23 protein-coding genes and 2 pseudogenes are annotated in these 24,539 nt (G+C 68.6%); 12 read left to right on the forward strand and 13 right to left on the reverse strand.

The features are described from left to right. Positions 1-162 precede the first annotated feature (162 nt). Together AC1RR5_RS14585 and AC1RR5_RS14590 are read left to right on the forward strand one after the other, a co-directional pair. Entirely contained in the window at positions 163-1,050 is an 888-nt protein-coding gene (locus AC1RR5_RS14585; RefSeq protein WP_492922361.1) for a LysR family transcriptional regulator, read from the forward strand. Positions 1,051-1,179: 129 nt separating this feature from the next. Further along, a complete protein-coding gene (locus tag AC1RR5_RS14590; protein ID WP_492922362.1) occupies positions 1,180-4,026 on the forward strand; it encodes a TonB-dependent receptor in 2,847 nt (948 codons plus the stop codon). Positions 4,027-4,030: 4 nt separating this feature from the next. On the opposite strand, the gene AC1RR5_RS14595 is transcribed toward AC1RR5_RS14590, so the two are convergent. Beyond that, positions 4,031-4,957, reverse strand: coding sequence for a hypothetical protein (locus AC1RR5_RS14595; protein ID WP_492922363.1), 927 nt, complete (start codon positions 4,955-4,957; stop codon positions 4,031-4,033). 81 nt (positions 4,958-5,038) lie between these two features. Here AC1RR5_RS14595 and AC1RR5_RS14600 point away from each other — a divergent pair, with 81 nt between their 5' ends. The 3 genes from AC1RR5_RS14600 (at position 5,039) to uvrB (ending at position 10,148) form a co-directional block, all read left to right on the forward strand. Continuing rightward, on the forward strand, positions 5,039-6,589 hold the full coding sequence (locus tag AC1RR5_RS14600; protein WP_492922364.1) for a hypothetical protein: 1,551 nt from the start codon (positions 5,039-5,041) through the stop codon (positions 6,587-6,589). Further along, on the forward strand, positions 6,589-7,821 hold the full coding sequence (locus AC1RR5_RS14605) for a hypothetical protein (RefSeq protein ID WP_492922365.1): 1,233 nt from the start codon (positions 6,589-6,591) through the stop codon (positions 7,819-7,821). The genes AC1RR5_RS14600 and AC1RR5_RS14605 overlap by 1 nt, the downstream gene beginning before the upstream one ends. A 68-nt stretch (positions 7,822-7,889) precedes the next feature. Beyond that, the gene (uvrB, locus tag AC1RR5_RS14610) at positions 7,890-10,148 is read left to right on the forward strand and encodes an excinuclease ABC subunit UvrB (RefSeq protein WP_492922366.1); all 2,259 of its coding nucleotides are present in this window, start codon (positions 7,890-7,892) and stop codon (positions 10,146-10,148) included. An 11-nt stretch (positions 10,149-10,159) separates the two neighbouring features. Here uvrB and AC1RR5_RS14615 read toward each other — a convergent pair. Further along, positions 10,160-10,273, reverse strand: a pseudogene (locus AC1RR5_RS14615) (hypothetical protein); the annotation flags it as partial. 9 nt (positions 10,274-10,282) lie between these two features. Next, a complete protein-coding gene (locus AC1RR5_RS14620) occupies positions 10,283-10,909 on the reverse strand; it encodes a DUF1349 domain-containing protein (protein WP_492922367.1) in 627 nt (208 codons plus the stop codon). A 168-nt stretch (positions 10,910-11,077) separates the two neighbouring features. Between AC1RR5_RS14620 and AC1RR5_RS14625 the strand changes: the two genes are divergently transcribed. Together AC1RR5_RS14625 and AC1RR5_RS14630 are read left to right on the forward strand one after the other, a co-directional pair. Then, entirely contained in the window at positions 11,078-11,797 is a 720-nt protein-coding gene (locus AC1RR5_RS14625; RefSeq protein WP_492922368.1) for a hypothetical protein, read from the forward strand. A gap of 107 nt (positions 11,798-11,904) precedes the next feature. Further along, entirely contained in the window at positions 11,905-12,936 is a 1,032-nt protein-coding gene (locus AC1RR5_RS14630) for a DUF2971 domain-containing protein (protein ID WP_492922369.1), read from the forward strand. Between the two features lie 213 nt (positions 12,937-13,149). Here AC1RR5_RS14630 and AC1RR5_RS14635 read toward each other — a convergent pair. Continuing rightward, a pseudogene (locus tag AC1RR5_RS14635) lies at positions 13,150-13,321 on the reverse strand (hypothetical protein); the annotation flags it as partial. A gap of 6 nt (positions 13,322-13,327) precedes the next feature. On the opposite strand from AC1RR5_RS14635, the gene AC1RR5_RS14640 reads away from it, so the two are divergent. After that, positions 13,328-13,756: a GNAT family N-acetyltransferase gene (locus AC1RR5_RS14640; protein WP_492922370.1), complete on the forward strand. Its 429-nt coding sequence runs from the start codon at positions 13,328-13,330 to the stop codon at positions 13,754-13,756. A gap of 679 nt (positions 13,757-14,435) precedes the next feature. Here AC1RR5_RS14640 and AC1RR5_RS14645 read toward each other — a convergent pair. The 5 genes from AC1RR5_RS14645 to AC1RR5_RS14665 form a co-directional block, all read right to left on the reverse strand. After that, positions 14,436-15,413 (reverse strand): NAD(P)H-dependent flavin oxidoreductase, encoded by a 978-nt coding sequence (locus tag AC1RR5_RS14645; protein WP_492922371.1) that lies wholly within the window; start codon positions 15,411-15,413, stop codon positions 14,436-14,438. Between the two features lie 64 nt (positions 15,414-15,477). Then, positions 15,478-15,846 (reverse strand): lysozyme inhibitor LprI family protein, encoded by a 369-nt coding sequence (locus tag AC1RR5_RS14650; protein WP_492922372.1) that lies wholly within the window; start codon positions 15,844-15,846, stop codon positions 15,478-15,480. A gap of 17 nt (positions 15,847-15,863) precedes the next feature. Next, positions 15,864-16,256: a lysozyme inhibitor LprI family protein gene (locus AC1RR5_RS14655; RefSeq protein WP_492922373.1), complete on the reverse strand. Its 393-nt coding sequence runs from the start codon at positions 16,254-16,256 to the stop codon at positions 15,864-15,866. Positions 16,257-16,298: 42 nt separating this feature from the next. After that, positions 16,299-16,730, reverse strand: coding sequence for a carboxymuconolactone decarboxylase family protein (locus AC1RR5_RS14660; protein ID WP_492922374.1), 432 nt, complete (start codon positions 16,728-16,730; stop codon positions 16,299-16,301). 86 nt (positions 16,731-16,816) lie between these two features. Continuing rightward, positions 16,817-17,779 carry an acetyl-CoA carboxylase carboxyltransferase subunit alpha gene (locus tag AC1RR5_RS14665; RefSeq protein WP_492922375.1) on the reverse strand — a complete coding sequence of 321 codons (963 nt, stop codon included), beginning with the start codon at positions 17,777-17,779 and terminating at the stop codon, positions 16,817-16,819. A 286-nt stretch (positions 17,780-18,065) separates the two neighbouring features. On the opposite strand from AC1RR5_RS14665, the gene AC1RR5_RS14670 reads away from it, so the two are divergent. The 3 genes from AC1RR5_RS14670 to AC1RR5_RS14680 all read left to right on the forward strand — a co-directional run bounded on the left by AC1RR5_RS14670 (position 18,066) and on the right by AC1RR5_RS14680 (position 20,237). Further along, on the forward strand, positions 18,066-18,263 hold the full coding sequence (locus AC1RR5_RS14670) for a hypothetical protein (protein ID WP_492922376.1): 198 nt from the start codon (positions 18,066-18,068) through the stop codon (positions 18,261-18,263). A 104-nt stretch (positions 18,264-18,367) separates the two neighbouring features. Beyond that, a complete protein-coding gene (locus AC1RR5_RS14675; protein ID WP_492922377.1) occupies positions 18,368-19,756 on the forward strand; it encodes a cytochrome P450 in 1,389 nt (462 codons plus the stop codon). 55 nt (positions 19,757-19,811) lie between these two features. Next, the gene (locus tag AC1RR5_RS14680) at positions 19,812-20,237 is read left to right on the forward strand and encodes an OsmC family protein (RefSeq protein WP_492922378.1); all 426 of its coding nucleotides are present in this window, start codon (positions 19,812-19,814) and stop codon (positions 20,235-20,237) included. Between the two features lie 139 nt (positions 20,238-20,376). On the opposite strand, the gene AC1RR5_RS14685 is transcribed toward AC1RR5_RS14680, so the two are convergent. The 3 genes from AC1RR5_RS14685 to AC1RR5_RS14695 form a co-directional block, all read right to left on the reverse strand. Next, complete coding sequence (locus tag AC1RR5_RS14685) at positions 20,377-20,745, reverse strand: hypothetical protein (RefSeq protein WP_492922379.1); 369 nt, start codon at positions 20,743-20,745, stop codon at positions 20,377-20,379. Next, complete coding sequence (locus tag AC1RR5_RS14690) at positions 20,735-21,793, reverse strand: HpcH/HpaI aldolase/citrate lyase family protein (protein ID WP_492922380.1); 1,059 nt, start codon at positions 21,791-21,793, stop codon at positions 20,735-20,737. The genes AC1RR5_RS14685 and AC1RR5_RS14690 overlap by 11 nt, the downstream gene beginning before the upstream one ends. Before the next feature lie 71 nt (positions 21,794-21,864). Further along, a complete protein-coding gene (locus tag AC1RR5_RS14695) occupies positions 21,865-22,890 on the reverse strand; it encodes a mechanosensitive ion channel family protein (RefSeq protein ID WP_492922381.1) in 1,026 nt (341 codons plus the stop codon). Between the two features lie 161 nt (positions 22,891-23,051). On the opposite strand from AC1RR5_RS14695, the gene AC1RR5_RS14700 reads away from it, so the two are divergent. Next, complete coding sequence (locus AC1RR5_RS14700; protein ID WP_492922382.1) at positions 23,052-23,678, forward strand: TetR/AcrR family transcriptional regulator; 627 nt, start codon at positions 23,052-23,054, stop codon at positions 23,676-23,678. Here the strand turns inward: AC1RR5_RS14700 and AC1RR5_RS14705 are convergent. Further along, positions 23,675-24,316: a LuxR C-terminal-related transcriptional regulator gene (locus AC1RR5_RS14705; RefSeq protein ID WP_492922383.1), complete on the reverse strand. Its 642-nt coding sequence runs from the start codon at positions 24,314-24,316 to the stop codon at positions 23,675-23,677. The genes AC1RR5_RS14700 and AC1RR5_RS14705 overlap by 4 nt on opposite strands. Positions 24,317-24,539: the final 223 nt, after the last annotated feature.

Raw genomic sequence — 24,539 nt, forward strand, 5'->3', positions numbered from 1 at the left:
GCGTGGGCTCCGTTGAACTCGAAGCGTCAGATGAAGACCATGGCGCGACGGGACAATCGCGCCGCTGGGAGCTCTGTTTTCCACAGGCGGGACAATCGCCAGCCTTGCGCCACCGCTTGCCGGCGCCGATCTGCGATCGGTGTGGCGTGAAGGAGAGCGGGCGTGCTGGGCTATGACGACGTGGCGATCTTCCTGAAGGTGGCGCGCGAGGGCAGTTTCGTCGCCGCCGCCCAGGCCCTGGGCCTGCCGACCAGCACGGTCAGCCGCCGGGTCGCGGCCCTGGAGGCGCGGTTCAAGACCCAGCTGCTGCGCCGCACGACCCGCGCCGTCAGCCTGACCGAGGACGGCCGCGCCTTCGCCGACCGCGCCGCCGCGGCCATGGACGAGCTGGAAGCCGCCGCGCGCGGGCTGGACGTCTGCGACTCCCGCCTGTCGGGCAAGCTGACCGTCACCGCCCCGCACCACGTCTGCAACGAGGCGTTCGCGCCGCACCTGCTGGCCTTCGCGGCCCAGCATCCGGACCTGGTCATGGACCTGCGCCTGACCAACGGCTCGCCGGACCTGGTCGAGGAAGGGATCGACGTCGCCTTCCAGCTGGCGCCGCTGCCCGACGGCCGGCACGTGGCCCGCAAGCTGTGGACAGCGCCCTACGGCCTGTGGGCCAGCCTGGACTTTCTCAGCAAGCACCCCGAGGCCGCCGGCCTGGATCATCCCAAGCGCCTTTCGCGCCTGCCCGCCGTCGTCACCCCGCCGATCCTGGCCTGGCGGTTCGTGCACGGGAACGGCGAGACCCTGGCCGTCGCGCCGCGCACGCTGGGCGCCTCGGTCGACGACCTGTCGCTGGGCGCTCTGGCCGCCAGCCAGGGCCTGGGCGTGGCCTACCTGCCCAAGGGCCTGGCCGCGCGTTTCCCGGAGCTGGTCGAGCTGTCGCTGGGTGACTGGCGGGTCGAGGACCGCGAGCTCTACGCCCTCTATCCCGCCACGCGGCAGCTTTCGCCCAAGGTTCGGGCGGTGATCGACCACGCCTTGGCCGCCCGCGCCGTACACTGACGTTTCGCGAAACTTTCAACTCTCGCGCGCTTGCCCAGATAACGGCGTTCGCTCTATTGCAGCGCTGTCAATTGTCGGGCGAAGCGGGTCGGGGTGGCCATCTTTCTGAGACGAACACTGCTGACCGTCTTGTACGTTTGCGCCCTCGCCGCGCCCGCGCTTGCGGCCGAGCGCCCGGTCAGCATCGTCGTGCCCGCCCAGCCGATGAGCCGCGCCCTGGGCGAGCTGGGCCGGCAGGTCGGCGCGGACATCCTGGCCTCGCCCACAGTGGTCGGCGACCGCCGCGCCCCGGCCGTGCGTGGCCGTCTGACGCCCACGGAGGCGCTGACGCGGCTGCTGGCGGGGTCGGGCCTAGCCTATGAGCGGATCGAGGCCGGCGTCTATGTTATCCACGTCCGCCCCGACACACGCGCCGCCGAGCCCGAGGCCCCCACCGCCCTGCCCGAGCTGCTGATCGTCGGCGTGCGCAGCCAGAATGTCGACCAGCCCCGCGATCCCGACGACATCCAGCCCTACCAGGTTCATGAGCGCAGCACGCTGCGGGCGGCCCAGGGCCTGTCGGCCGACGATTTCCTGCAGACCTGGCTGACCGCCAACACCTACAGCTACCAGTCGGTCCCGACCCGCCTGCGCGGCCTGCCACCGTCGCGCTCGAACTTCGCCTTCCGCGATCCCAACGCCCTGGCCGGCACGCTGGTGCTGGTCGACGGGCGGCGAATGCCCGCTGTTCCGGGCGCGAGCCAGATGGTCCAGGCCGATATCGCCCCCATCCCCCTGGCCGCGATCGGGCGCATCGAGACCCTGGGCGCCAGCAGCGGCGCGATCTACGGCCTCGGCGCGGTCAATGGCGTGGTCAATCTGGTCCTCGACCGCGACTATCGCGGGGCTGAGGTCGCCGCCACCGTCGGCGCCGGCAAGAAGGGCGACGGCGGCTATGGACGCTTCGACGCGCGGCTGGGCTGGAGCTCCAAGAACGGCGGCACGGCGATGATGCTTCGTTACGGCCAGAGGCGCTTCAACGGCGTCACGGTCCGCGACCGGATCGAGGTCTCCGCGCCGCTCGACGGGGCCAATTTGAAGACCGGCCAGAGCTATAACGGCGTGCCGGGCGACGGCATCACCCTGTTTGGCGTCAACGGCCCCTTCACGGTCGGGGGCGTCTCGATGCTGAAGACCTACATCCCCGCAGACTATGACGGCTCGACGCCGATCGAGGCGGTGCTGATCCGCAATGCGGGTCTGTCCGCGCCGGGCGTGGCCCAGGCCCATCAGGACCGGCAGCTATCCACGGACAGCCGCAGCGACGCGGTGATGGCCAATCTCCGCCAGCGGCTGTGGTCCGGGGCCGAGGCCTATGTGGACTATATCTACCTGGCCAGCCACGACGCCTACTTCGCGCCCTATGGCGCCTTCTCCGCCTGGCTGACGCCGGGCCAGGGCGCGGGGGCCAGGTTCTCGGGCGCGAGCCCCATCGAGCTGGTGGCGCCCGTCCCCCACACCGCCGGGACCAACGACATGCGGACGATCTCGCGCCGTGTCACGGCGGGCCTGGTGTTCGACCTGCCGGCCCGCTGGCGCGGCGGCGTCGACTACGCCGTGGGCTCCGCCCGCCTTCGCAGCCTGACCAGCGACCAGGGCTACGAATACCGGACCTACCAGATCGTCGCCGACGGGGTCGCGCCCAGCGGGATGCCGGCGCCCGACCCCTTCGGCGCCCAGGCCAAGTTCCTGGCGGACCTCGACCGCTATGCCGCCAAGGCCGCGCCGGCCGAGCCCTATGGCTCCACGCGCCTGGAGGACATGTCGCTGCGCGCCTCGGGACCGATCGCCCGGATCAAGGACCGCGACCTGACCCTGTCCCTGACCGCCCAGCAGCTGTGGGAGGGCATGCCCCACATGGCGGGCGCCGCCAGCAACCACCTCTCGATGCGCTCGCGGTCGCTGTTCGCCGAGCTGCGCGCGCCGCTGGAGGGCGTCGTCGGGATCCGGGGCTTGGAGCTGCAGGCCGCGGCGCGACGCCAGGCCGGCCGCATCCGGATCGCCTATGGCGGGTTCGCCAAGGTGCAGAAGTCCGCCGACCTCTATCTGGTCGGCCTGAAGGCCGAGCCCGTGGCCGGCCTGATCCTGCGCGGGGCCTATGCCTCGGGCGCCCAGCTGCCCGAGCCCACGATGTATATGAACGCGCGGGGGACCAGCGGCAGCTACCTGATCGACCCCAAGCGCGACCCCAACCGGCCGATCTCGCCCGACAGCTGGTTCTGGAGCGTCTACGGCGGCTCGCCCGACCTCAAGCCCGACCAGACCCGGACCTGGTCGGCGGGCCTGGTGCTGAACGCGCCGCTGATCCCGCGCACCCGCCTGTCGGTCGACTACACCCGCATCGAGGGACACGACCTGCTGGTCCAGGTCTACCGGGGCTCCGACTACTACATTCTCAATGAGGATCGCTTTCCTGGCGCCGTTGTCCGCGCGCCGCTGACCGAAGCCGACCGCGCCAAGGGCTATACGGGTGGCAAGATCCTCGAGGTGCGCGACGTCAACGAGAACAGCGGCGCCAGCCTGGTCGAGGCGGTGGACATCACCGCCCAGCACGACCTGGACCTGGGCGGCGGGCTCTTGAGCCTCAGCGCCACGGCGACCTGGCAGCCAACGCTGACCCTGCGCACCGCGCCCGACAACTGGCTGGGCAAACGCACCCCCGACGGCGGGGCGCCGGAATGGCGCGCGGCCGCCGGGGTGCGCTGGTCGACCCCGAATTTCGCCGCCTCGGCCACGGCCCGCTACATCAGCGCCAACGGCCCGACCGCCCTGGCCGCCCGCACGACCATGGACGTGTCGCTGGCCTGGGCGCTGCCGCGCCCGCCGGGCGCCTCGGAGACCGAGCTGCGGCTGGGCGTGCGCAACCTGTTCGACCGCTGGTCGATCGACGACCCGCTGAAGCGCCGCATCGAGGCGACGGTCATCGCTCGCTTCTAGCGCGTCACGTCCAGCGTTCAGGCGTTTCCTCGCGCACATCGATCTCCAGCGCCGAAAGCCCTTCGGCATAGTCGCGCACGATATCGCCGAGCCGCTTCTTGAGCATGATGCAGGTCCTGACGTCGTCGACGAACACCCGGTCCAGCAGCCAGATGCTGGCGCTGTCGCCAAGCGTGGAAACGGCCCTGTCCCAGTTCCGCTCTACCTCGTCCAGGCATCCGTCGAGATTTAGAATTTCACTTTCGGCAAGGATGAGCTGGCGTTTGAACAGATCAAGCGCCAGCACGCCTCGCATGTCCGGCTTGACCGGCGGCTGCTTCAGCGCCACGGCCATCATCTCGTGCCTGTATCGCTCGTCGAATATCCGGTGCTGATCGCGTACCCGCGACTGGGTCTCGCCGATCTCGGCGGCGAGATCGCAGGCCTCCTCGATGACCGCCAGGAGGTCGTCGTGTTTCTCCAGCTCGGATTCGTTCAGATATTTGTCCCAGACGCCCTTCATATAGCGCGAGTATTTGAGCTCGTGATCCATCCGCTCGATATTGCTCTGGCGGATCACGTATCTCACCTCGCGGAACATCCCTAGCCACCAACGCGCGTTGCGCAGCAGCTTCGTGCGCGCGGTCTCGAAGTCCTCCTGTCTGCGGATGATCAATTCGATCACACGTACCGAGAGCCAACTGCCGACAAGCTGCAGGCCGGCATCCTGAAGAAACGGTGTCGCTCCAGCTGGCGCCCAGGGGATCGGAACATATCCAAGCACAGCCAGCACTGCGCCCACCGCGCCGAGGATGTCGACCGCGAAGATCAGGTTGTGAATGCGGCGTTGTCGCGATCGCGCGACCGACTTACGCGGCTCGATATCCTCGAGCTGAATAGAATCCACAGGCCCCATAGTCGCCGTCCCCTGCCCCGCAGCGAATGGCGCCACACTCGCCCCTGGCGCGCAAGGTTTTGCAGCCACGCCTGGGACGCTATCAAGGTCGCCTCATGTCGCGTCGGTGGGGATAGCATGCGTAGAGGGGTGGCGGTCGCTCTGGCTGCGACCGTGTCGGTGATCTGCAGCGGGGCGGCCGGGCCTGCCGCCGCCAGCACCACCGCGAGCCGCGCCCAGGTCGCCGCCAAGCTGACGCCGCACGCCCCGTGGGCCCCGCCGCCGGAGGCCATGACCGCCCCGCTGAAGGTCGGGCTGGAGAAGTTGAAGGCCGACGACTACGCCGGCGTCTACGCCCTGGCGAAGCCCTACACGGAGCGGCCCGACTTCGAGACCCTGCCCGAGACGGTGCGCCACCTGGCCTGGCACCTGCTGGGCCTGGGCGCCTGGCAGACCGACCAGCTGGCCGAGGCGCACAAGGCCTTCAAGGCCTCGTCCCGCCTGGCCGGGGCGATCGGCTGGGACTGGCTGTACCGCGCCTATACCGCCGACCGTGACAAGGATCCGTACGACGCGGTCTACGCCTTCTCGATGCTGATGGAGACCGACCTAGCGCCGCTGGCCGATGTCGACGACAGCTTCGTCGACCACCTGCGGGGCGAGGCCCTGGACCTGCCGCGCGGCGAACAGCGGCAGATGGACCTGATGGACGACCTGCTGGACGCCGACTGGAAACCCAAGGCCGCGAACGCCGACTGGAGCGACTTCTGGATCGAGCACGCCGCCCGGCTGCTGGATCGGGGCGATCTGGAGCGGGCCGGCAAGGCGATGGCGCGCGCGACCTCGCCCGAGCCGCTGGCCTCGGCCCGCGCCGACCGCCGCTTCGCCCCGCTGCTGCGCCAGGATCCGGTCCGCTTCGATCTTACCAAGGCCTATGCCGCGCGGGTCGAGGCCACCCGCGCCCAGACGGTCGCCAAGCCGCGCTCCCTGGCCGCGGTCAACGCCCACGCCATGGCCCTGCTGACCATGAACCGCGCCGCCGAGGTCGTGACCCTGGCCCAGGCCACGCTGGACCGCCGCTTCGACAGCTGGGACGATCCGAAGGAGCGGACCTGGACCCTCGACATCCAGGCCCGCGCCCTGCGCGACCTGGGACGGCCCGACGAGGCCCTGGCAGCCTGGCGCAAGGCGACCCGGCCTGAGGCCGGCGGCGGGGTCAGCCAGGACCTGAACCTGGCCGACGCCCTGTTGGAACAGGACCAGCCCGCCCAGACCCTGACCATCGTCAGCGGCGTCAAGTCCGACCAGATCAGCGCCTTCGGCCGGATGGTCGCGGCCAATCTGGCGGTCTGCGCCAATGCCCGGCTGGGCGACCGCGCCGGGACCGACCAGGCCCTGGCCGCCCTGGCCGCCGACCGCGACGCCGCCCCGATGCTGGAGATGAGCGGCCGCCTGTGCGCCGGCGACCAGGACGGCGCGGCCGCGATCCTGATCGCCCAGCTCAAGGATCCCGAGACCCGCCTCGACGCCCTGGCCGACGCCCAGGACTATCCCGACCACGCCGTCACGCCCCCGTTCCGCCGCGCCCAGATCGCCCGCCGCCGCGCGCTCTACGCCCGTCCCGACGTCCGCGCCGCCATCGCCGCCGTCGCCCGGATCGAGCGCCAGCCCTATCCGGCGGTCTACTGATGCGCGCCCTGCTCCTCGGCCTGATCGCGGCCCTGACCCTCAGCGCCCCGGCGTTCGCCCAGCGCTTCGGCGACGTCCTGCTGGAACTGGACCAGCCCGCCTTGGCCGTCGCCCAGGTCGAGCGCGAAGTCCGCGCCGGCCATCCGATCGAGGTCTTCAATCACAAGCAGATCCACGACCTGTGGCAAGCACTGGCGGACAACGACGCCCTGCGCCTGCGGCTGCTGAACGCCCTGGCGAGCCTGAACTTCGGGCCCGTCGATCCGCTCGACCAGGAGGACGCGTTCTGGGAGGACCACGCCCGGCTGCTGGCCAAGACCGGCGCGTCGCCGCGCGACGTCCTGTTCGCCCTCAAGCGCCTGGTCGGGGTCGACGAGCAGCTGGGCGCGGCCCTGTCGCCGCGCTTCGCCGCCGCCCGCCGGCTGGACGAGGCCTGGTTCGAGCCCCGCGCCATCGTCATGCGCGCCTTCGAGCGGGCCGATCGCCTGGCGGTGAAGGAAACCGACCGCCTCAGCCTGGTCACCCGCCGCGCAGACCTGCTGGAGCGCCTGGGCCGCCCCGCCGAAGCCCTGGCCCTGGTCGACAAGGCTCTGCTGCGCGCCAAGGTCTCGCCCCAGACCTTCAGCGACCTGGACGGCGGCCTGCTGAGCCTGCGCGCCGAGCGGGCCTTCAGCCTCTGGCAGCTGGGCCGCTTCGACGAGGCGATCGCCGAGGACCGCGCCATCGTCAAGGACGCCCGTCCCGGCGAAGGCTACGACGGCTGGGCCGACAACATGCTGATAAGCCACCTGACCGCCGACGGCCGCGCCCAGGCGGCGCTCAAGGCGCTGGACTACTTCCTGTATCGGCCCAACGGCAATCTGGGCGACTGGGTCGTGGCCCGCTCGGCCTGCGTCAACGCCCAGCTGGGCCGGCTGACCGCCGCCCGCCGCGACCTCAAGGAGCTGAAGGCCGACACTGCGCCGGCCCGCACCTACGCCCTGCTGTGCCTGGACGACCTGGACGCCGCCGCGACCAGCTACAAGGCCCGCCTCGCCGATCCCGACACCGCGCCGTGGGCCGTGCAGGCGCTGTCGGCCCGCGTCCGCCCGAAGGTCCTGGGCCGCTGGGACGCCGTGGTGCTGGACCGCCAGGCCGAAGTCGCCGCCCGCCCCGACGTCCAGGCCGCCCTGGTCGCGGCCGGCGGCGCGCGCAAGTCGCCCCTCACGCCATCGGGCGGCGAGACCTGGTGACAGACTGCTGCCACTCCCCGTCAGCAGACCCCCTAGCCGAGACCCGCGCGCGTCCCTAACTTGGGGCCATGCCTTCTCGCGATAACAGCGGCGTCTCGGACGTCTCAGCTCCCTTCGTCATGGACACCGTCCAGGACGTGGCCGACGCCACGATGCCCATGCTGTGGACCCCGCACCGCCCCGCGCGGCCGGACAAGTCCGAGGGCGGCAAGAAGTTCAAGCTGGTCAGCGACTACCAGCCCGCCGGCGACCAGCCGACGGCGATCAAGGAACTGGTCGAGGGTATCAACAACCGGGACCAGGACCAGGTGCTGCTGGGCGTCACGGGCTCGGGCAAGACCTTCACCATGGCCCAGGTCATCGCGGCCACGCAGCGCCCGGCGCTGATCCTGGCCCCGAACAAGACCCTGGCCGCCCAGCTCTACAGCGAGATGAAGGGGTTCTTCCCCGACAACGCGGTCGAGTACTTCGTCAGCTACTACGACTACTACCAGCCGGAAGCCTACGTCCCGCGCACCGACACCTTCATCGAGAAGGACAGCTCGATCAACGAGCAGATCGACCGCATGCGCCACTCGGCCACCCGGGCGATCCTGGAGCGCGACGACGTCATCGTCGTGGCCTCGGTCAGCTGCATCTACGGCATCGGCTCGGTCGAGACCTACACCGCCATGACCTTCACCCTGACGGTCGGGGACAAGGTCGACGAGAAGCAGCTGATCGCCGACCTGGTGGCCCAGCAGTACAAGCGCAACGAGATGGCCTTCGAGCGCGGCACGTTCCGCCGCCGCGGCGACACCATCGAGATCTTCCCCGCCCACTACGAGGACCGCGCCTGGCGCGTGACCATGTTCGGCGACGAGGTCGAGGCGATCTCCGAGTTCGACACCCTGACCGGCAAGAAGACCGCCGACATGGAGACCATCAAGGTCTACGCCAACAGCCACCACGTCACCCCGCGCCCGACCCTGCGCCAGGCGATCATCGCCATCCGCGCCGAGCTGAAGGAGCGGCTGGCCTGGCTGGTCGAGAACGGCAAGCTGCTGGAGGCCCAGCGCCTGGAGCAGCGCACCACCTTCGACCTGGAGATGATCGAGACCACCGGCTCGTGCGCCGGCATCGAGAACTACAGCCGCTACCTGTCGGGCCGCCGGCCGGGCGAGCCGCCGCCGACCTTCTTCGAATACATCCCCGACAACGCCCTGCTGTTCACCGACGAGAGCCACCAGACGGTTCCGCAGATCGGCGCCATGTACAAGGGCGACCGCAACCGCAAATGGACCCTGGCGGAGTACGGCTTCCGCCTGCCCTCGGCCCTGGACAACCGCCCCCTCAAGTTCGAGGAGTGGGACGCCATGCGGCCCCAGTCGGTGCACGTCAGCGCCACCCCGGCCAACTGGGAGCTGGAGCGGGCCGGCGGCGTCTTCGCCGAGCAGGTCATCCGCCCCACCGGCCTGATCGACCCCCCGGTCGAGGTGCGCCCGGTCTCCAAGGACAACGCCAGCCAGGTCGACGACGTGGTCGACGAGATCCGCCAGACCATCAAGAAGGGCTACCGCACCCTGGTCACCGTGCTGACCAAGAAGATGGCCGAGGACCTGTCGGAGTACCTCAACGAGCAGGGCATCAAGGTCCGCTACATGCACTCCGACATCGACACCCTGGAGCGCATCGAGATCATCCGTGAGCTGCGGATGGGCAATATCGACGTGCTGGTCGGCATCAACCTGCTGCGCGAAGGCCTGGACATCCCCGAGTGCGGCTTCGTGGCCATTCTCGACGCCGACAAGGAAGGTTTCCTGCGTTCGGAGACCTCGCTGATCCAGACCATCGGCCGGGCCGCGCGGAACGTCGACGGCAAGGTCATCCTCTACGCCGACCGGATCACTGGGTCGATGGAGCGGGCCATGGCCGAGACCGCCCGCCGCCGCGAGAAGCAGCACGCCTACAATCTCGAGCACGGCATCACGCCCGAGAGCGTCAAGCGCGACATCAAGGACATCCTCAACAGCCCCTACGAGCGCGGCGACCGCGTGCTGGTGCCGATGGGCATGTCCGAAACCGACGACCGCCCGTTCAGCGGCGACAACTTCAAGGCCGCGCTCAAGGACCTGGAAGCCAAGATGCGCGAGGCCGCCGCGAACCTCGAGTTCGAGACGGCCGCCAGGCTGCGCGACGAGATCAAGCGGATGAAGCTGATGGATCTCGAGTTCGCCAACGAGGTGCTGTCGGCGACGGGGGACGAGGTCGATCGCTCGGCGCCGAAGCGGATCCGGGCGGAGATCCGCGCGGAGAAGGCGGAAGAGTTCCGGAAGAAGCGGAAGTAGGCCGGCTCAAAGATCCTCCCCCCAGCGGGGGAGGTGTCGGCAAAGCCGACGGAGGGGGAAGAGGCAGGCTCAGCAGCACTTCCCCCTCCGGCCTTCGGCCGCCTCCCCCGCTGGGGGGGAGGATCTATGGCGGCTCAGCCTGCCTTGATCACGACGTTGCTGATCTTCGCCCCGAACCCCTTCCCCAGCGGCGACGCCACCACGAGCCCCAGCTCCACCTCCGCCCCCATCGGCAGATATCCGTACCGATCCACCACCCACTCCCCGTCCCCGATCGCGTGCGCGCAGAACAGCGTCTGCCCCTTCCGCGCCAACCGCACGCGCACCGCCTTGCCGGACGCGATCACCGCCGCCGTCCCGTCCGACCAGTCGCGGGTGAACACGCTGGCCACGTGCGGCTGGCCCTTCAGCCATTCGACGCCGTGCTTCATCCAGGTCTTCTCGTCCAGGCGCAGCATCAGGCCGGTCTGGTCGGCGTCGGCGGCGTAGTCGCCATCCAGCACGGCGGTCATCTCGAAGTCGCCCGTCTGGCGGCGGAAGAAGAAGTGGCCGGTGTCGATCTCCGGCCCGCCGGCCGTCTTGCGCCAGAAGTCCGAGCCCGGCTCGGCCGCGCAGGCCAGGGTCCCGTCCTTCCACGACCAGGTCTTGGGGGCATTCAGCCAGGTCCAGTCCCCGGGCGCTTCGGCGGCGTGGGCGAGGCCCGGCACAGCGAGGGCGGCGGCGGCCAGCAGCAGGGATCGGCGGTCGGTCTTGAGAGTCATGGACGGCTCCGGAAAATTCGAGGCCATCCCAGCTATTGGCATTTCGCCGTTCGGTAAAGCGCAGTGGTCTTATCTTCGCGCCTAGGTGGAGCGCCGCTCCACGCCCCTCCCCTTGCCCGCCAACTCGCGCTAGTCAGGGATGGAGACGTCGCCCGAGGAAACGACTGCATGAGTCCGAACGCCGGAACCGGCATGGCCGACAAGCTGGCCGGCGTGCTGATCACCGCCGGCCTGGTGGGCGGGGGCTTTGCGGGCCTGGCCCTGGTCCAGACCTTCAACGAGCGCCGCGACCAGATGCTGCTGAGCACCATTCCCGAGGTGCTGGTGACCTGGCGCGAGGGCGGCGACGCCTTCCTGCCGATGATGCTGATCGCCATCGCTCCGCTGGTGCTGCTGCCCGGCGCCTTCGGCCTCAGCCGCGCCATGCCGCCGATCACCCGCCGCGCCCGCTGGGGCCTGGTGGCCATCGCCGCCGCCTGCGTCGTCGCCGGTGTCGCCTGGGGCGGCGTCGCCGCCCGCCAGGAAGTCGGCGTCGCCACCCAGATCGGCGCGGCCTGGCTCTACGACGGCAAGGCCCGCGAGCACTGGTCCTGGGGCGCCGCCACCAGCGTCGGCGTCGCCTGCACCGTCCAGAAGGACGAGGCGACGGGGAAGGTGGAGCCGAAGCTCAACTACGACGTGGCGTTCCCGAGCGGGCGCGAGGCCAACCTGGCGCGGGACACGGGGGATGTGCGGAAGCTGCTGGGGCAGCTGGCGCCGATCGACGCGAGCCTACGGGCGCGGGGGGTTCCGAGGTTCGCGGCTAGCGATGAGGCGTGCTGGGCGCGGTTCGGGCAGGGGTTGTCGGCGGGGGACGTGGCGCGGCTGCGGGGGGTGTTGGGGCGGTAGAATAGTCAATCTTCGTGTGTCCACGACGGGTGGAGAGCGGACCGTTGTAGGCTAAGCTCAGCCTGTAAGTTTGATTAGTTCGCAGAAAGTCTGGTGGGCGGAGCGTCATGGGAGGTGTTCTCGAACATAACCTCGCGGTTGTCGGCAAAGCCGTAATGGCTACCCACCCTGAGCTACACCACTACACAGATGAGGCTGGCCTACGCGGTATCGTCGCCAGCAACACCCTTCGTGCGACACACTTTTCTGATCTGAACGACAGCACAGAGATTTTCCATCTCGGCGAAAAGCTGGTGCCCGAGCTGACTGGCATTTTCGCCGATATCCTGCGCAAGCAGCGAGTGCGCCCGCAGGTCGAGAAAGCGATTATCGCCACCGGCGGACTTATGAAGTCGGCAAACTCGCTTGCCGAGGACTTGGTTCGTTCCTTCTATAACAGTGCCTTCGAACGCGAAGGCGATAGAGCGTCGATCACAGCGAGCGCACCGTTCGTCAGTTCATTATGTACCCACACCACAGAGCCCTACTCTCGTGACAACGGGTTGCTCAGCCAATGGCGCGGCTACGGCGCATCTGGTCGCGCTGGATTCTGCCTAGTGTTCGACACCCAGAAACTGGCGGCAATGCTTGGCCAAGAGTTTGATCGGGGAGCGTATAGTCACCTCAACCTGGAAGAAGTAAAATACGCCTTCTCGGATCGCACAATGCGATCATTCTTCCCGGATCTCATTGAGACCTGTGAGACTTTCGTCAGGTCCGTGCTCGGTAGAGATCCCCAGCTGCAGAACGGCATCGCCCAATTCTTTCCGGCCGCGACGCTCCTCAAGCATGAGGCCTTTTTTGAGGAGCGAGAGGTTAGGATCGTTGGCATCCCGATGACCGACCTCTTTCGCGAAGAGGTATTCAGAGAATACCCAGACGCCAAGCTCGGCCCCAACAAGCCGATTCTTCCCGAAGGTGTCACAACTGGCGGTGCCAGGCGGTACATCGAGCTATTTAACGGTGACGCCGGACGCCTCCCCATCAAGCGAGTGATAGTCGGTCCTCGTTTAGATCAGGCTGATCAAGTCGCGGTCGCCAAGGAAGTAAGCGGAGGTCGATTCGAAGTCGTTGCCTCAAGAACTCCCTACAAGGGTTGAGGAAAAAAGCCGCCTCAGGTCGGCGCCCGTCTTACATCTCTCGAAGGCTGCAGCCGTGCTGACCTGTACGGGTTGGTCAAGGACCGCCCTCCGGGCGGCCGCCGCGCGGCGGCGCTGCGCGCCGTCCTTGAGCAACCCGTACAGGTCAGCGACCGTCTCGCCGTGAGATGAAAGGATGGCTCCCTTCCGAGGAAGGGCGGCCATACGCCGTTTCCCCTCTCCCCTTGCGGGAGAGGGTGGCCCGCGGAGCGGGTCGGGTGAGGGGTTGAAGATAGCACCCGCTGCGGCAAAGCGGATGGGCTGGGCGCCAAGCCGACAGGACTATCGACCCCTCATCCGTCGGCTTCGCCGCCACCTTCTCCCGCAAGGGGAGAAGGGATACCAAAACGGCATGACCACCGCCCTCCTCCACCCCGCCACCGACGCCGAGATCCTCGCGACCTTCGACGTCATGCACCACCTGCGCCCCGCCCTCACCCGCGAGACCTATGTCGCGCGGATCCGGCAGCTGATGACCTCGGACAACTTCCGGCTCACCGCCGTCGTCGAGGATGGCCAAGTCCGCGCCGTGGCCGGGTGGCGGATCCTGGACATGCTGTATTGCGGCAAGTTCCTGAGCGTCGACGACCTGGTCTCGGACCCGGACGCGCGCTCGAAGGGCCATGGCAAGGCGCTGCTGGACTGGCTGAAGGACGAGGCCCGGCGGCAGGGGTGCGGGCATCTGGAGCTGATCTCCAACGTCGTGCGCGAGCGGGCGCATGCGTTCTATTTTCGCGAGGGGCTGGCGGTGGATGCGTTCCACTTCCGGGTGAAGGTCTAGCGGGCTGATCTTCGACGGGGACGGGTGTTGGAGCCCTCTCTCTTTGAGAGAGGGAGGGGCCCGCGCCGCAGGCGTGGGAGGGTGAGAGGTTTCGCCGCTCGCCGTGAAATCCTCCACCCTTCCAAAGGCTTCTTCGTCCCTGCCCTGTCCGGAGAGGGCGTAACCACTCACCCTCCCATGCTGCGCATGGGCCCCTCCCTCTCTCTAAGAGAGAGGGCTTCATGAGCGTTGGACGAGCGTTCACGCCCCTCCGTCCCCGGCCTTGTAGACCGCCTTACAGTCTCCCCACCTCGTCGCGGGGAAAGGGCGCATGGCCAGCGACCGATTGCGGCGGCGGGGGGCGATCGAGCGGTGGAGGTCCGAGGGGGATACTCGGACGGTCCGGGGCTTCAGCGTGCTGGCTGAACCCGCCCGCCGTCGGCGTGGTCGAAGGCCAAGGGGCGTGTCTGGCGTAAGCCCGTCCTCTTCGACCGTCGGGCGTTCTCGGAAACGGGAAAACCCGGGTCCCGGTAAGGCCTGAACAGGGCCACCTGCCAGGACGCTGATGGATAACGACCGCGCGGAGCGTCTGGCTTCGTCGAAACGGTACTCACTTCCCCTACACCGGACGCTGTCCGGCGCTCCGCGGCCCTTTCCATCCCTTCAGCGGTTTGCGCCGCGTGAAGCGGCGGCGGCGCGCCTAGGCCAGCATCCCCGCCAGCCGCTGGCGGATCAGGTCTTCCGCCTCCGCCACGATGCGGTCGACGAGGTCCTTCACGGTCGGCACGTCGTGGATCAGGCCCTGGACCATGCCGGCGCTCCAGATGCCGTGGTCGACGTCGCCGGTCTCCAGGCCGTCCTTGCCGCGCACGCCCTTCACCAGGTCGGCGACGTCCTCGAACTTGGCGCCGCCGGCCCGCTCGATGGCCACGACCTGCTGGCTGACGGCGTTGCGGGCCACGCGGGCGGTGTTGTGCAGGGTGCGGAAGATCAGGTCGGTGGCGCGCTCGTCATTGGCGACCATCGCTTGCTTGAAGTTCTCGTGGATCGGGGCCTCGACCGTCGCGCAGAAGCGGGTGCCCATGTTGACCCCGTCAGCGCCCAGGGCCAGGGCCGCGACCAGGCCGCGGGCGTCGCCGAAGCCGCCCGAGGCGATCATCGGGATCTTGACCTTCTCGGCGGCGACGGGGATCAGGATCAGGCCGGGAATGTCGTCCTCGCCCGGGTGGCCGGCGCACTCGAAGCCGTCGATCGAGATGGCGTCGACGCCCATCCGCTCGGCGCTGAGGGCATGGCGGACGGCGGTGCACTTGTGGATCACCTTGACCCCGTGGGCCTTCAGGTCGTCGACATGCTCCTGCGGCTTGTAGCCGGCCGTCTCGACGATCTTGATGCCGCTCTCGATGATCGCGGCGCGGTACTCGGCATAGGGCGGCGGCTTGATGGACGGCAGGATGGTCAGGTTCACGCCGAACGGCTTGTCGGTCATCTCCCGGCAGCGGGCGATTTCCTTGGCCAGCGCCTCGGGCGTCGGCTGGGTCAGGGCGGTGAGGAAGCCCAGCGCCCCGGCGTTGGCGACGGCGCTGACCAGCTCGGCCTTGCCGACCCACTGCATGCCGCCCTGAGCGATCGGATGCTCGACGCCGAACAGTTCGGTGAAACGGGTCTTGATGGCCATGATGCGCGGGCTCCCTCTGATTTTGGGAGACTATGCGGGGGCGCCCCTTAGGTCAGGCAAGAGCCTATCGCGGCCGATGCGGACGGGCCATGCGCTCCAGTTCGTCGGCGCGGGTCTGGGTCGAGAAGGCCCGGCAGGCCGTGGCCTGGATGCCGGCCTGGGTCCCGCCCTGCTCATACTCGGCGTCGCACTCTTCGTCGCGATCCCGGATCCACTGGCGCTGCTCGCGGCGCAGCAGATCCCGCTGAGGCGGCTTCATCCGGGCCAAGGCGGCCTGGTAGGCGCGGTTCAGGCGAGCGTCCTCGCGGTCGAGGATGCGGGCCGCGCACCGCTGCGCGACCGGGGTCGGCCCGTCGCAACGGCTGTCGATCTCCTCGCTGGCCGACAGGCGGTGAGCGGACAGCAGCAGGGTGACGACGAGGGCGCTGATCATCTGGCGACCCTAGCCGCTCACTGGGCCTGGCGATACCGCTCAAGCTCGTCGGCGCGTTCGGCGGTGCGGTCCAGCACGCAGCTATTGGCCTCGACGCGGCTCAGCGTGCCCCAGTCGGCGTCGTACAGGCTGGCGCAGTCGGCGTCGCGGAAGGCGATCCAGGCGCGCTGGGCCTTGGTCAGCGCCGCCTTCTGGCGCGGCAGGGTCATGCGCTTCTGGGCGCCCTGGTAGGCGCGGTTGAGGCGGGCGTCCTGGACCTTCAGCTCCGCGCCGATGCAGCCGATCATGCCGGCCGTGCTCTGGCCGGAAGGAACCGCCAGGCACTTGTCATAGGCCGGGCTGTACTTCGGTTCGGCGTGAGCGGCGGCCGGGATCAACAGCAGAGCGGCGGCGGCGAAGAGACGGATCATGGCAGGCTCCAGCATGCCGGGGCCCTTCGCCGCCGACGCTGTCTAATGGCTCGAAACGCCCAGGCGGTTCCAGAGATTGATCTGGGCGACGATCACCGTCAGGGCGCTGGCCTGCTGGTCGGTCCAGTGCTCGCGCAGCTCGCCACGCAGGGCGGCGAAGCCCTCGGGCTGGGGCAGACGGGTCAGGGCCTCGGCCCAGGCCAGGGCGGCCTTTTCGGCGGCGGTGAAGTCATCGACGTGGCGCCAGACGACCAGGCGGTCGAGGCGCGCATTGGTCTCGCCGTCCTCGCGGGCCTCGTGGCTGTGCATCTTCACGCAGTAGGCGCAGTCGTTCAGCTGCGAGACACGCAGATAGATCAGGTGCTTCAGGCCGCTGGGGATGCCGGCGGCGCGCACCGCCATCTCGGCGGCGAGGAAGGCCTTGTAGACCTCGGGAACGTTCTGGTCGTGGCGGAAGGCGGCGGTGTCGCCCATGGTCGTAAGCTCCGTTCGGGGCCAAGGATCGGCCCTTCAGAAGCTAGACGAGGCAGTACCGGCGGACGTGACATCCGCCGGTGAATTTACTGCAGGCCCGCGCGGCCGATGGCGTAGAAGCGCTCGGCGCGCTGCTTCTTCAGCTCGGCCGGGGTCATGTGGGCCATGGCCTTCAGCTCGTCCTCGACCGCGTCGCCGACGGCCTGGATGGCAGTGTCGGTGTCGGAATGGGCGCCGCCGGCGGGCTCTTCGATGATACGGTCGACGATGCCCAGCTTGATCAGGTCCTGGGCGGTGATGCGCATGTTGGTCGCCGCGTCCTTCGCCCGGGCGCCGTCGCGCCACAGGATCGAGGCCGCGCCTTCCGGCGAGATCACCGAATAGATCGAGTGCTCCAGGATCAGCACGCGGTTGGCGCCGGCGAGCGCGATGGCCCCGCCGCTGCCGCCTTCGCCGACGATCGTGGCGACCATCGGGGTGCCCAGCGTCAGGCAGCGCTCGGTCGAGCGGGCGATAGCCTCGGCCTGGCCGCGCTCCTCGGCGCCGAGGCCCGGATAGGCGCCGGCGGTGTCGACGAAGGTGATGACCGGCAGGCTGAAGCGCTCGGCCATGTCCATCAGGCGGACGGCCTTCCGGTAGCCCTCGGGGCGGGCCATGCCGAAGTTGTGCTTCAGGCGCGTGGTGGTGTCGTGACCCTTCTCGTGGCCCATGACCACGACGGGCTGGCCGCGGAAGCGGCCCAGGCCCCCGACGATGGCCTGGTCGTCGGCGAACTTGCGGTCGCCGCGCAGCTCGACGAACTCGTCGATCAGGCCTGCGACATAATCGCGCAGATGGGGCCGCTGGGGATGCCGGGCGACCATGGTCTTCTGCCAGGCGTCCAGATTGGCGTAGGCTTCCCTGCGGAGGTCCTGAGCGCGATCGCGCAGGGCCTGGATCTCGGCGTCGAACGCACCCGGTCCAGCGGTCTCGGAGAGCCGCGACAGCTCTTCGATTTTGCTTTCCAGGTCAGCGATTGGGCGTTCGAAATCGAGATAATGGGCGGCCATGGACTCTTAAACGTCGCCGTTGATGAAAGGGTGCGAACCTAGTGGCGGAATCCCCCGAGGGAAAGAGGCCAGATTCAGGCCGGGAACCGTCATGAATCAGCCGGGTTTTATCCACAGGCTGAATGGTGCGGTTCACAGGTGAGTCTCGAATCGAGACTCTCTCCTCTGGTGAATCGCGACATAGAGTCCTATGTTCTTATGTAGCAGGTCGCGGAAGACGACTTGCGCCCCTGCGGCCCCGCCATCGAATGTGCGCGGACCCGCCTGATGAGAGCGCACAGTTCCCATGCAGGTGTTCACCTTTTTCTGTGTCGAGTCCGATGGTTCGGTCCCGCGTTTCGACGTCACGCCCTGCGCTGACGACTCCGCGGCGCGCGCTAGAGCCTTCGAACTCCTGGACATGCACCACCGCTGTGACTTCGTGGAAGTCTGGCGCGGATCGCAGCGCGTGTTCGACGTCGCGCCTCAGGCCTACGCTGCTTAAGTATTTTCAGCACGCGATGAATTATTGCGTCGCAACCTGAGCGCGCCTAGGCTTCGCTTCCGGATGGGGTCCAAAACGGACCCTGCACACCGGAAGGCCGCCTCATGGACGCCACTGTCCTCACCGCGCCGCTGATCCCTCCTGCTCCCAAGGTTCATCCCAATCCGCTGGGCGTCACCCCGCTGGGCCAGTTCCGCGTGGCCTGGGAGATGGGCCGCAGCCTGATCGGGGCCTATTGCGAGGAGGACTATGAAAGCCTTGCCGCGCCCTACATGTTCATGGGCCAGCCCGGGCTGTTCCTGAACGACCCCGCCAGCGTGCGCCAGGTCCTGACCTCGCCGAAATATGCGCGCCCCGTGAAGGCGGCGCGCTCGCTCAAGCCGCTGGTCGGCGAAGGCTTGCTGATGTCCGAGGGCGAGACCTGGCGGCGGCAGCGCAAGAGCCTGGCCCCCGTCTTCACGCCCGCCGCGACCGGCGGGCTGCTGCCCCACTTCATCGCCGCCGGCGCCGGCCTGACCGACGAGCTCGCCGGTCGCCCTCGCGCCAACCTGGCCCAGGCCTTCCACCGCGCCACCCTGGACGCTGTGCTGCGCGCCCTGTTCTCGCGCCGCGCCGACGCGGAAGGCGCGGTGCTGGCTGATCTGGCCCGCCGCTACATGGAAGGCCCGGCGCACTTCAAGCTGTTCGACTTCATGGCCAAGGGCGCCGACGACCTGACCTTCCTGGACGGCGACCGGCGGCGGACGGGCGCGCAATGGTTCAAGGCCGTCGATGTCCTGATCGAGGAGCGGCGGACCAATCCTCACCCCGATGTCCGTGACATGCTCGACCGCCTTCTGGCCGCTCGCGACGAGGACGGCGCGCCCTTGCCTGACCGCGAAATCCGCGACCAGTGCAGCTCGATGCTGGCCGCCGGCTTTGAGACCACCTCGCGCCTGCTGTTCTGGGCGACCTATCTGCTGGCCCTCGACCCGGCGACCCAGGACCGCGTCCGGGCCGAGGTCGCGGCCTTCCCGCCCGAACGGATCACCAGCCTGGACGACCTCAAGGCCTGGCCGCTGCTGCGCTCGGTGCTGTTCGAGACCCTGCGGCTCTATCCGACCGCGCCGATGATCGCCCGCCAGGCGCTGGAGGCCGACACGGTGCTGGGCTGCGAGGTCGCGCCCGGCTGGATGGTCACCATCAGCCCGTGGGTCATGCACCGGCACCGCAAGCTATGGGACGCTCCCACCGCCTTCCGGCCCGAGCGGTTCATCGACCAGCCGCATCCCTGGGGCATCGAGGCCTTCATGCCGTTCGGGGCGGGACCGCGCGTCTGCATCGGCGCGGGCTTCGCCCTGGCCGAGGCGCAGATCGTGCTGGCCAGCCTGCTGGAGCGGTTCTCGGTGGCGATGGCCGGCGATCGGCCGGTCATTCCCAGGGCCTCGATCACCCTGGGGCCGGACCACGAGCCCGACTTCATCCTGACGTCGATCGTTCAAGCGCGGCCTTGAACCCGGTGGTAGGAAGCGAAAGCTTCCGCCCATCGTTCTTCGAGGAACCTCCGCCATGACCGACGTCGTCCGCACCCGCCCGTTCGCCACCGCCACCGACAGCGGCAACGGCGGCCTGCAGACCTTCGTCACGGCCGGTCCGTCGACGATCGTCGCCGACATCTCGGTGGCGCAAGGCGGCCTGGACCTGGGCCCCGACCCGCACGAGCTGGTCGCCGCGGGCCTGGCGGCCTGCACCAGCATGACCCTGCGCCTCTACGCCAACCAGAAGGGCTGGGACGTCAGCGCCACGCACGTCGAGGTCTTCTCGCACTTCGACGCCGACGTGACCCCGCACGAGCGCTTCGAGCGGGTGATCACGATCGAAGGCAACCTCAATGACGAGCAGCGCGAGCGCCTGTTCCAGATCGCCGAGAAGTGCCCGATCCACAAGCTGCTGACCGCCGGCGCGCGGGTGGTGACGACGGTGGGTGGGGAGTAACTCAGCACAGGCCCCCACCTGACCTGCTTACGCAGGTCTGTCCGCCCCCAAGCGGGGCGGAGAAAGAGCCGCGCCCGCCGCGCCTCTCCCCCCCTTTGGGGGAGGAGGACCGCCGAAGGCGGTGGCGGGGCCAGCGCCGCTAGTCGTCCAACGACAGCGGCGGCTTGTCCTTGTAGGCCGGCTTGTGCGGCCCCCAGCGCAGGATGGCGATGGGATAGAGGATCACGACGCCCAGGCACCAAAGGCCGACAACGAACCAGAACAGGCTGTAGAGCGCGTTCGGCGTAATGGCCCAAGGCTCGAGCCGCCAATGGGCCCAATAGCTCTCGCCGCGCCGCACATAGATGTAGAACTCGTTGTACAGCAGCAGCTGGCTGAGATTGTAGCCAAAGCCGCCGGTGCAGACGGCCCCGACCACCGACAGGCCGAACAGCTCCCCGCCCTCGACCCCACGGGCGTGCAGCCGCTTGGCGGCGTCCCTCAGCAGAGCGGCCAGGTCAAAGTTCATACAGCGCCGCGTACTCCGCGTCCTTGCCCGCGATCTGGCGGGCGCAATCGACCATCACCTTGGCCTGTTTCCAGGTGGCGTCGTCCTGCATCTTGCCGTCGATCATGGCCACGCCCGTGCCGTCCGGCATCGCCTCCAGGATCTTCCGCGCGAACGCCACCTCGGCCGGATCCGGGCTGAAGACCTGCTTGGCGATGGCGATCTGGCTGGGATGCAGGCTCCAGGCGCCGGCGCAGCCCATCAGGAAGGCGTTGCGGAACTGCTGCTCGCAGGCGACCGGGTCGTCGATCGCGCCGAACGGGCCGTAGAACGGCTTGATGCCATGGGCGGCGCAGGCGTCGACCATCTTGGCGAAGGTGTAGTGCCAGAGGTCCTGCTGCACCGAGGCGCGGGGTGAACCGTCCGCATGCGGATCCTCGATGACGCGATAGCCGGGGTGCCCGCCGCCGACGCGAGTGGTCTTCATCGCCCGGCTGGCGGCGAGGTCGGCCGGACCCAGCGAAATGCCCTGCATGCGCGGGCTGGCGGCGGCGATGGCCTCGACGTTCATCACGCCCTCGGCCGTTTCCAGGATGGCGTGCAGCAGGATCGGCCGGGTGACGCCGTGCTTGGCCTCCAGCGAGGCCAGCAGTTGGTCCATGTAGAAGATGTCCCACGGCCCCTCGACCTTGGGCACCATGATCACGTCGATCTTGTCGCCGGCCTTCTCGACGATGGTGGCCACCTCATCCAGGTGCCAGGGCGAATTCAGGCAGTTGATCCGCGTCCAGAAGCCCACGCCCAGGGCCTTGAAGTCGACCTCGCGCGACATCGCCACCAGGCCGGCCAGGGCCGCGCCCTTGGCGTCGGCCGGGATGGCGTCCTCCAGATTGGCCAGGATCACGTCGACGGTCGGGGCGATCTCGGGGACCTTGGCGCGCACCTTGTCCAGGTGCGGCGGCACGAAGTGGATCATCCGCTCCACGCGGGCGGGCAGTTCGCGATAGGGCGTCGGGGCCCCGATGGCCAAGGGTTTGAAAAAGCCGCGCGGCGTCTTCATGCCAGTCACTCCCCGCTGCCCCTTCAGGGGTCATTTCGCAATTGCGAAGACCATGCGGCGACGCGAAACGAGCGTCAAGGTTATCGCCGTTCAGGCGGCGACGCGGGCTTGGGCATCTCGTCCGGATCCTCGCGCTCCAGGTCCTCGGCGGCGTCGTTGCTGGAGCCCGACCTGGAGGCCTTGGCGGCCTTGCGGCGGCGAGCGGCGGGTTCCAGCTTGAGGCTGGTCAGGGCGTCCTCGCCCTCCTCGCCGAACAGGCCGCGCAGGCGCACGTCGCGCTGCGGATACGGGATTTCGATGCCCGCCCCGCGCAGGGCGTCGTCGATCAGCCAGGTATAGGCCGCAAAGATCGCCGCGGGACGGCGCACCGCCTCGACCGTCGGCCAGACGATCAGCTCGAACTTCAGCGAACTGTCGCCATAGCCGACCAGCCAGACCTGGGCCCGGCGGGTGGCGTCGTCGGGCGAGGTGTAGGGCGCGGCCTTGGCGGCCTTCAGCACCGCCTCGCGCACCTTGTCCTTGTCGGCGCCGAAGGCGGTGACGAACGGCACGCGGATGCGGCGATTGGTGCTGCGCAGGGTCCAGTTGATCACCTGGTCGTTCACCAGCACCGAGTTGGGCACGATGATGTCGGTGCTGTCGTTGGTGCGGATGCGGGTGGCGCGCGGGCCGATCTCGTGCACCACGCCGCGACCGCCATTGGGCAACTCGACGAAGTCGCCCACCGCCACCAGCCGCTCGAACACTAGGCTGACGCCCGAGGCGAAGTCCTTGATGATCCCCTGCAGGCCCAGACCGACGCCCACGCCCAGGGCGCCGGCGAACACGGTCAGCGAGGTCAGGTCGACGCCCATGGTCGACAGGCCGGCCACAACACCGATGACGACCAAGCCGTAGGTGGCGACCTTCTCGACGATGTACAGCGAGGCGGCGTTGCCGGCGGCCCGTTCGCGCAGCTTGCGCAGGCCCGCCGAGGTCAGGCGCGCGGCGACGATAGCCGCCACCACGATCAGCAGTCCGGCCAACAGCCCGCCGACCGTCACCGACGCCTTCCCCAACTTGAGAAGTTCGAAGGAATCGAGCGTGCGAAGCGGGTTGTCTGCCATGACCCGAGTTTGGCGGGATGACGCGCTTTGGATCAATAGACGCCGAAATGCGCTTACGTCGGGTAGCTTACACTATTTTGGGTTTATCTGGGCTTCCTCCCGCATAACGCCACCCGCTAAGGTCGACTCAATCTTCCAGCGAGTGGGTCAGGAGCGTATCCATGCTCAGGCAGCCGAGAGGGCTGACAGGGCGTAAAAAGGTTCAAGCGATCATTGATGCGGCGCGCCGCATCGTTCTCGCCGAAGGCCTCGATCCGGCCAAGATGGGCGCCATCGCCGCGGAGGCCAAGGTTTCCACCGCGACGGTCTATGCCTACTTCCCCAGCAAGGACGAGCTGTTCCGCGCCGTCGTCGAGCAGGTGGCCGGCGACATCGAGTCCGAGCTGCTGAACGATCTGCACGCGCCGGATGGCGATCCGATCGAGAAGCTGGCCCTGGCGATCATGGACCGGTTGAACGACCCTGACCTGCGGGCGCTGTTTCGTATCATGGGCAAGCAGGGCCGGCGCTTTCCCGAGGCCCTGGCCTATTTCGACGCCCATACCCGGCTGAAGGCCCACCAGTCGGCGGTGGCGCTGTTCGAGCGGCTGGCGGCGGAGGGCCGCTTCGCCCCGGGCGCGGCGGAGACCGCCTCGCGCCAGCTGCTGGGCATGCTGGAACACGAGACCCTGATCTTGGGCACCTTCCTCGGCGACGACACGCCGGGCGCGCACGACGCCCAGAAGATCGCCCGCGAGGCGGTGATGACCCTGCGGGCCCGGTTCGGGCGCGACGGCGCGGCGGCCTAGGCCGCCATCATCTGGCTGCCCAGCACGGGCTGCAGCGCCAGCATGGCCTGGGTGCGATTATGGACGCCCAGCTTGCGGAAGATGCCGGTGAGGTGGGCCTTGATCGCGGCTTCCGAGACGTTGAAGTCGGCGGCCACCTGCTTGTTCAGCCGGCCGTCGGCGACGCTCATCAGCACCTTCATCTGGGTGGCGGTCAGCGAGGCCAGGCGCTTGCGCATGGCGGCGATCTCCTGGTCGGCGGTGACGGCGCCGTTCAGCGACGGGAACGAGCGCGCCCCGGCGGCGGCGGCGCGCAGCACGCCGAGCAGCTCGTCGATCTCAGCGGATTTGTGGACATAGCCGGCCGCGCCCAGGGCGTTGCTGGAGCTGATCACCTGGTCGTCACGGCGCGCGGTATAGACCACCACCGGCGCGTCCGGCAGGCGGCGCTGCACGGCGATCAGCGCGCCCAAGCCCGTGGCGTCGGGCAAGGCCGGCTCCAGGATCACCAGGCCGACATTGCCCGCCCGGCAGGCGGCGTCGACGCCGGCCAGGTCGGCGGCCTCGACGATGCTGGCCTTGGGCCACGCCGTTCCCAGCAGACGGACGATCGCCGCGCGCATCAGCGGTTGGCTCTCGACGACCAGTACTCTCTTCATGGGAACCCCCTCCCAAACAACTCGAGGGAGAGCATGGGACAACCTGACGGATGCGGACAAAGTCCAATATGTCGCACGGGGGCCGCGCGGTCGCGCTTATCCGCACGCATCGCGCCATAATTTTCCCACTATTTTCAACGAGATAACAGATAACTTCGCTACACGATCATCGTTCTCAATCGCGACCGGATGTCGCAAAAGTAGTACTGACCATTTTAGTTTT

It is taken from the genome of Caulobacter sp. GW821-FHT11E11 (assembly GCF_058808315.1).

Excerpts from the sequence above, each read along its gene's own strand:
- AC1RR5_RS14620 (WP_492922367.1), bottom strand. The coding sequence starts at position 10,909 with ATGACTCTCAAGACCGACCGCCGATCCCTGCTGCTGGCCGCCGCCGCC.
- uvrB (WP_492922366.1), top strand. The coding sequence starts at position 7,890 with ATGCCTTCTCGCGATAACAGCGGCGTCTCGGACGTCTCAGCTCCCTTC.
- AC1RR5_RS14680 (WP_492922378.1), top strand. The coding sequence starts at position 19,812 with ATGACCGACGTCGTCCGCACCCGCCCGTTCGCCACCGCCACCGACAGC.
- AC1RR5_RS14645 (WP_492922371.1), bottom strand. The coding sequence starts at position 15,413 with ATGGCCATCAAGACCCGTTTCACCGAACTGTTCGGCGTCGAGCATCCG.
- AC1RR5_RS14685 (WP_492922379.1), bottom strand. The coding sequence starts at position 20,745 with ATGAACTTTGACCTGGCCGCTCTGCTGAGGGACGCCGCCAAGCGGCTG.
- AC1RR5_RS14650 (WP_492922372.1), bottom strand. The coding sequence starts at position 15,846 with ATGATCAGCGCCCTCGTCGTCACCCTGCTGCTGTCCGCTCACCGCCTG.
- AC1RR5_RS14625 (WP_492922368.1), top strand. The coding sequence starts at position 11,078 with ATGAGTCCGAACGCCGGAACCGGCATGGCCGACAAGCTGGCCGGCGTG.
- AC1RR5_RS14665 (WP_492922375.1), bottom strand. The coding sequence starts at position 17,779 with ATGGCCGCCCATTATCTCGATTTCGAACGCCCAATCGCTGACCTGGAA.
- AC1RR5_RS14675 (WP_492922377.1), top strand. The coding sequence starts at position 18,368 with ATGGACGCCACTGTCCTCACCGCGCCGCTGATCCCTCCTGCTCCCAAG.
- AC1RR5_RS14695 (WP_492922381.1), bottom strand. The coding sequence starts at position 22,890 with ATGGCAGACAACCCGCTTCGCACGCTCGATTCCTTCGAACTTCTCAAG.
- AC1RR5_RS14600 (WP_492922364.1), top strand. The coding sequence starts at position 5,039 with ATGCGTAGAGGGGTGGCGGTCGCTCTGGCTGCGACCGTGTCGGTGATC.
- AC1RR5_RS14605 (WP_492922365.1), top strand. The coding sequence starts at position 6,589 with ATGCGCGCCCTGCTCCTCGGCCTGATCGCGGCCCTGACCCTCAGCGCC.
- AC1RR5_RS14660 (WP_492922374.1), bottom strand. The coding sequence starts at position 16,730 with ATGGGCGACACCGCCGCCTTCCGCCACGACCAGAACGTTCCCGAGGTC.
- AC1RR5_RS14705 (WP_492922383.1), bottom strand. The coding sequence starts at position 24,316 with ATGAAGAGAGTACTGGTCGTCGAGAGCCAACCGCTGATGCGCGCGGCG.
- AC1RR5_RS14700 (WP_492922382.1), top strand. The coding sequence starts at position 23,052 with ATGCTCAGGCAGCCGAGAGGGCTGACAGGGCGTAAAAAGGTTCAAGCG.
- AC1RR5_RS14640 (WP_492922370.1), top strand. The coding sequence starts at position 13,328 with ATGACCACCGCCCTCCTCCACCCCGCCACCGACGCCGAGATCCTCGCG.
- AC1RR5_RS14655 (WP_492922373.1), bottom strand. The coding sequence starts at position 16,256 with ATGATCCGTCTCTTCGCCGCCGCCGCTCTGCTGTTGATCCCGGCCGCC.
- AC1RR5_RS14670 (WP_492922376.1), top strand. The coding sequence starts at position 18,066 with ATGCAGGTGTTCACCTTTTTCTGTGTCGAGTCCGATGGTTCGGTCCCG.
- AC1RR5_RS14630 (WP_492922369.1), top strand. The coding sequence starts at position 11,905 with ATGGGAGGTGTTCTCGAACATAACCTCGCGGTTGTCGGCAAAGCCGTA.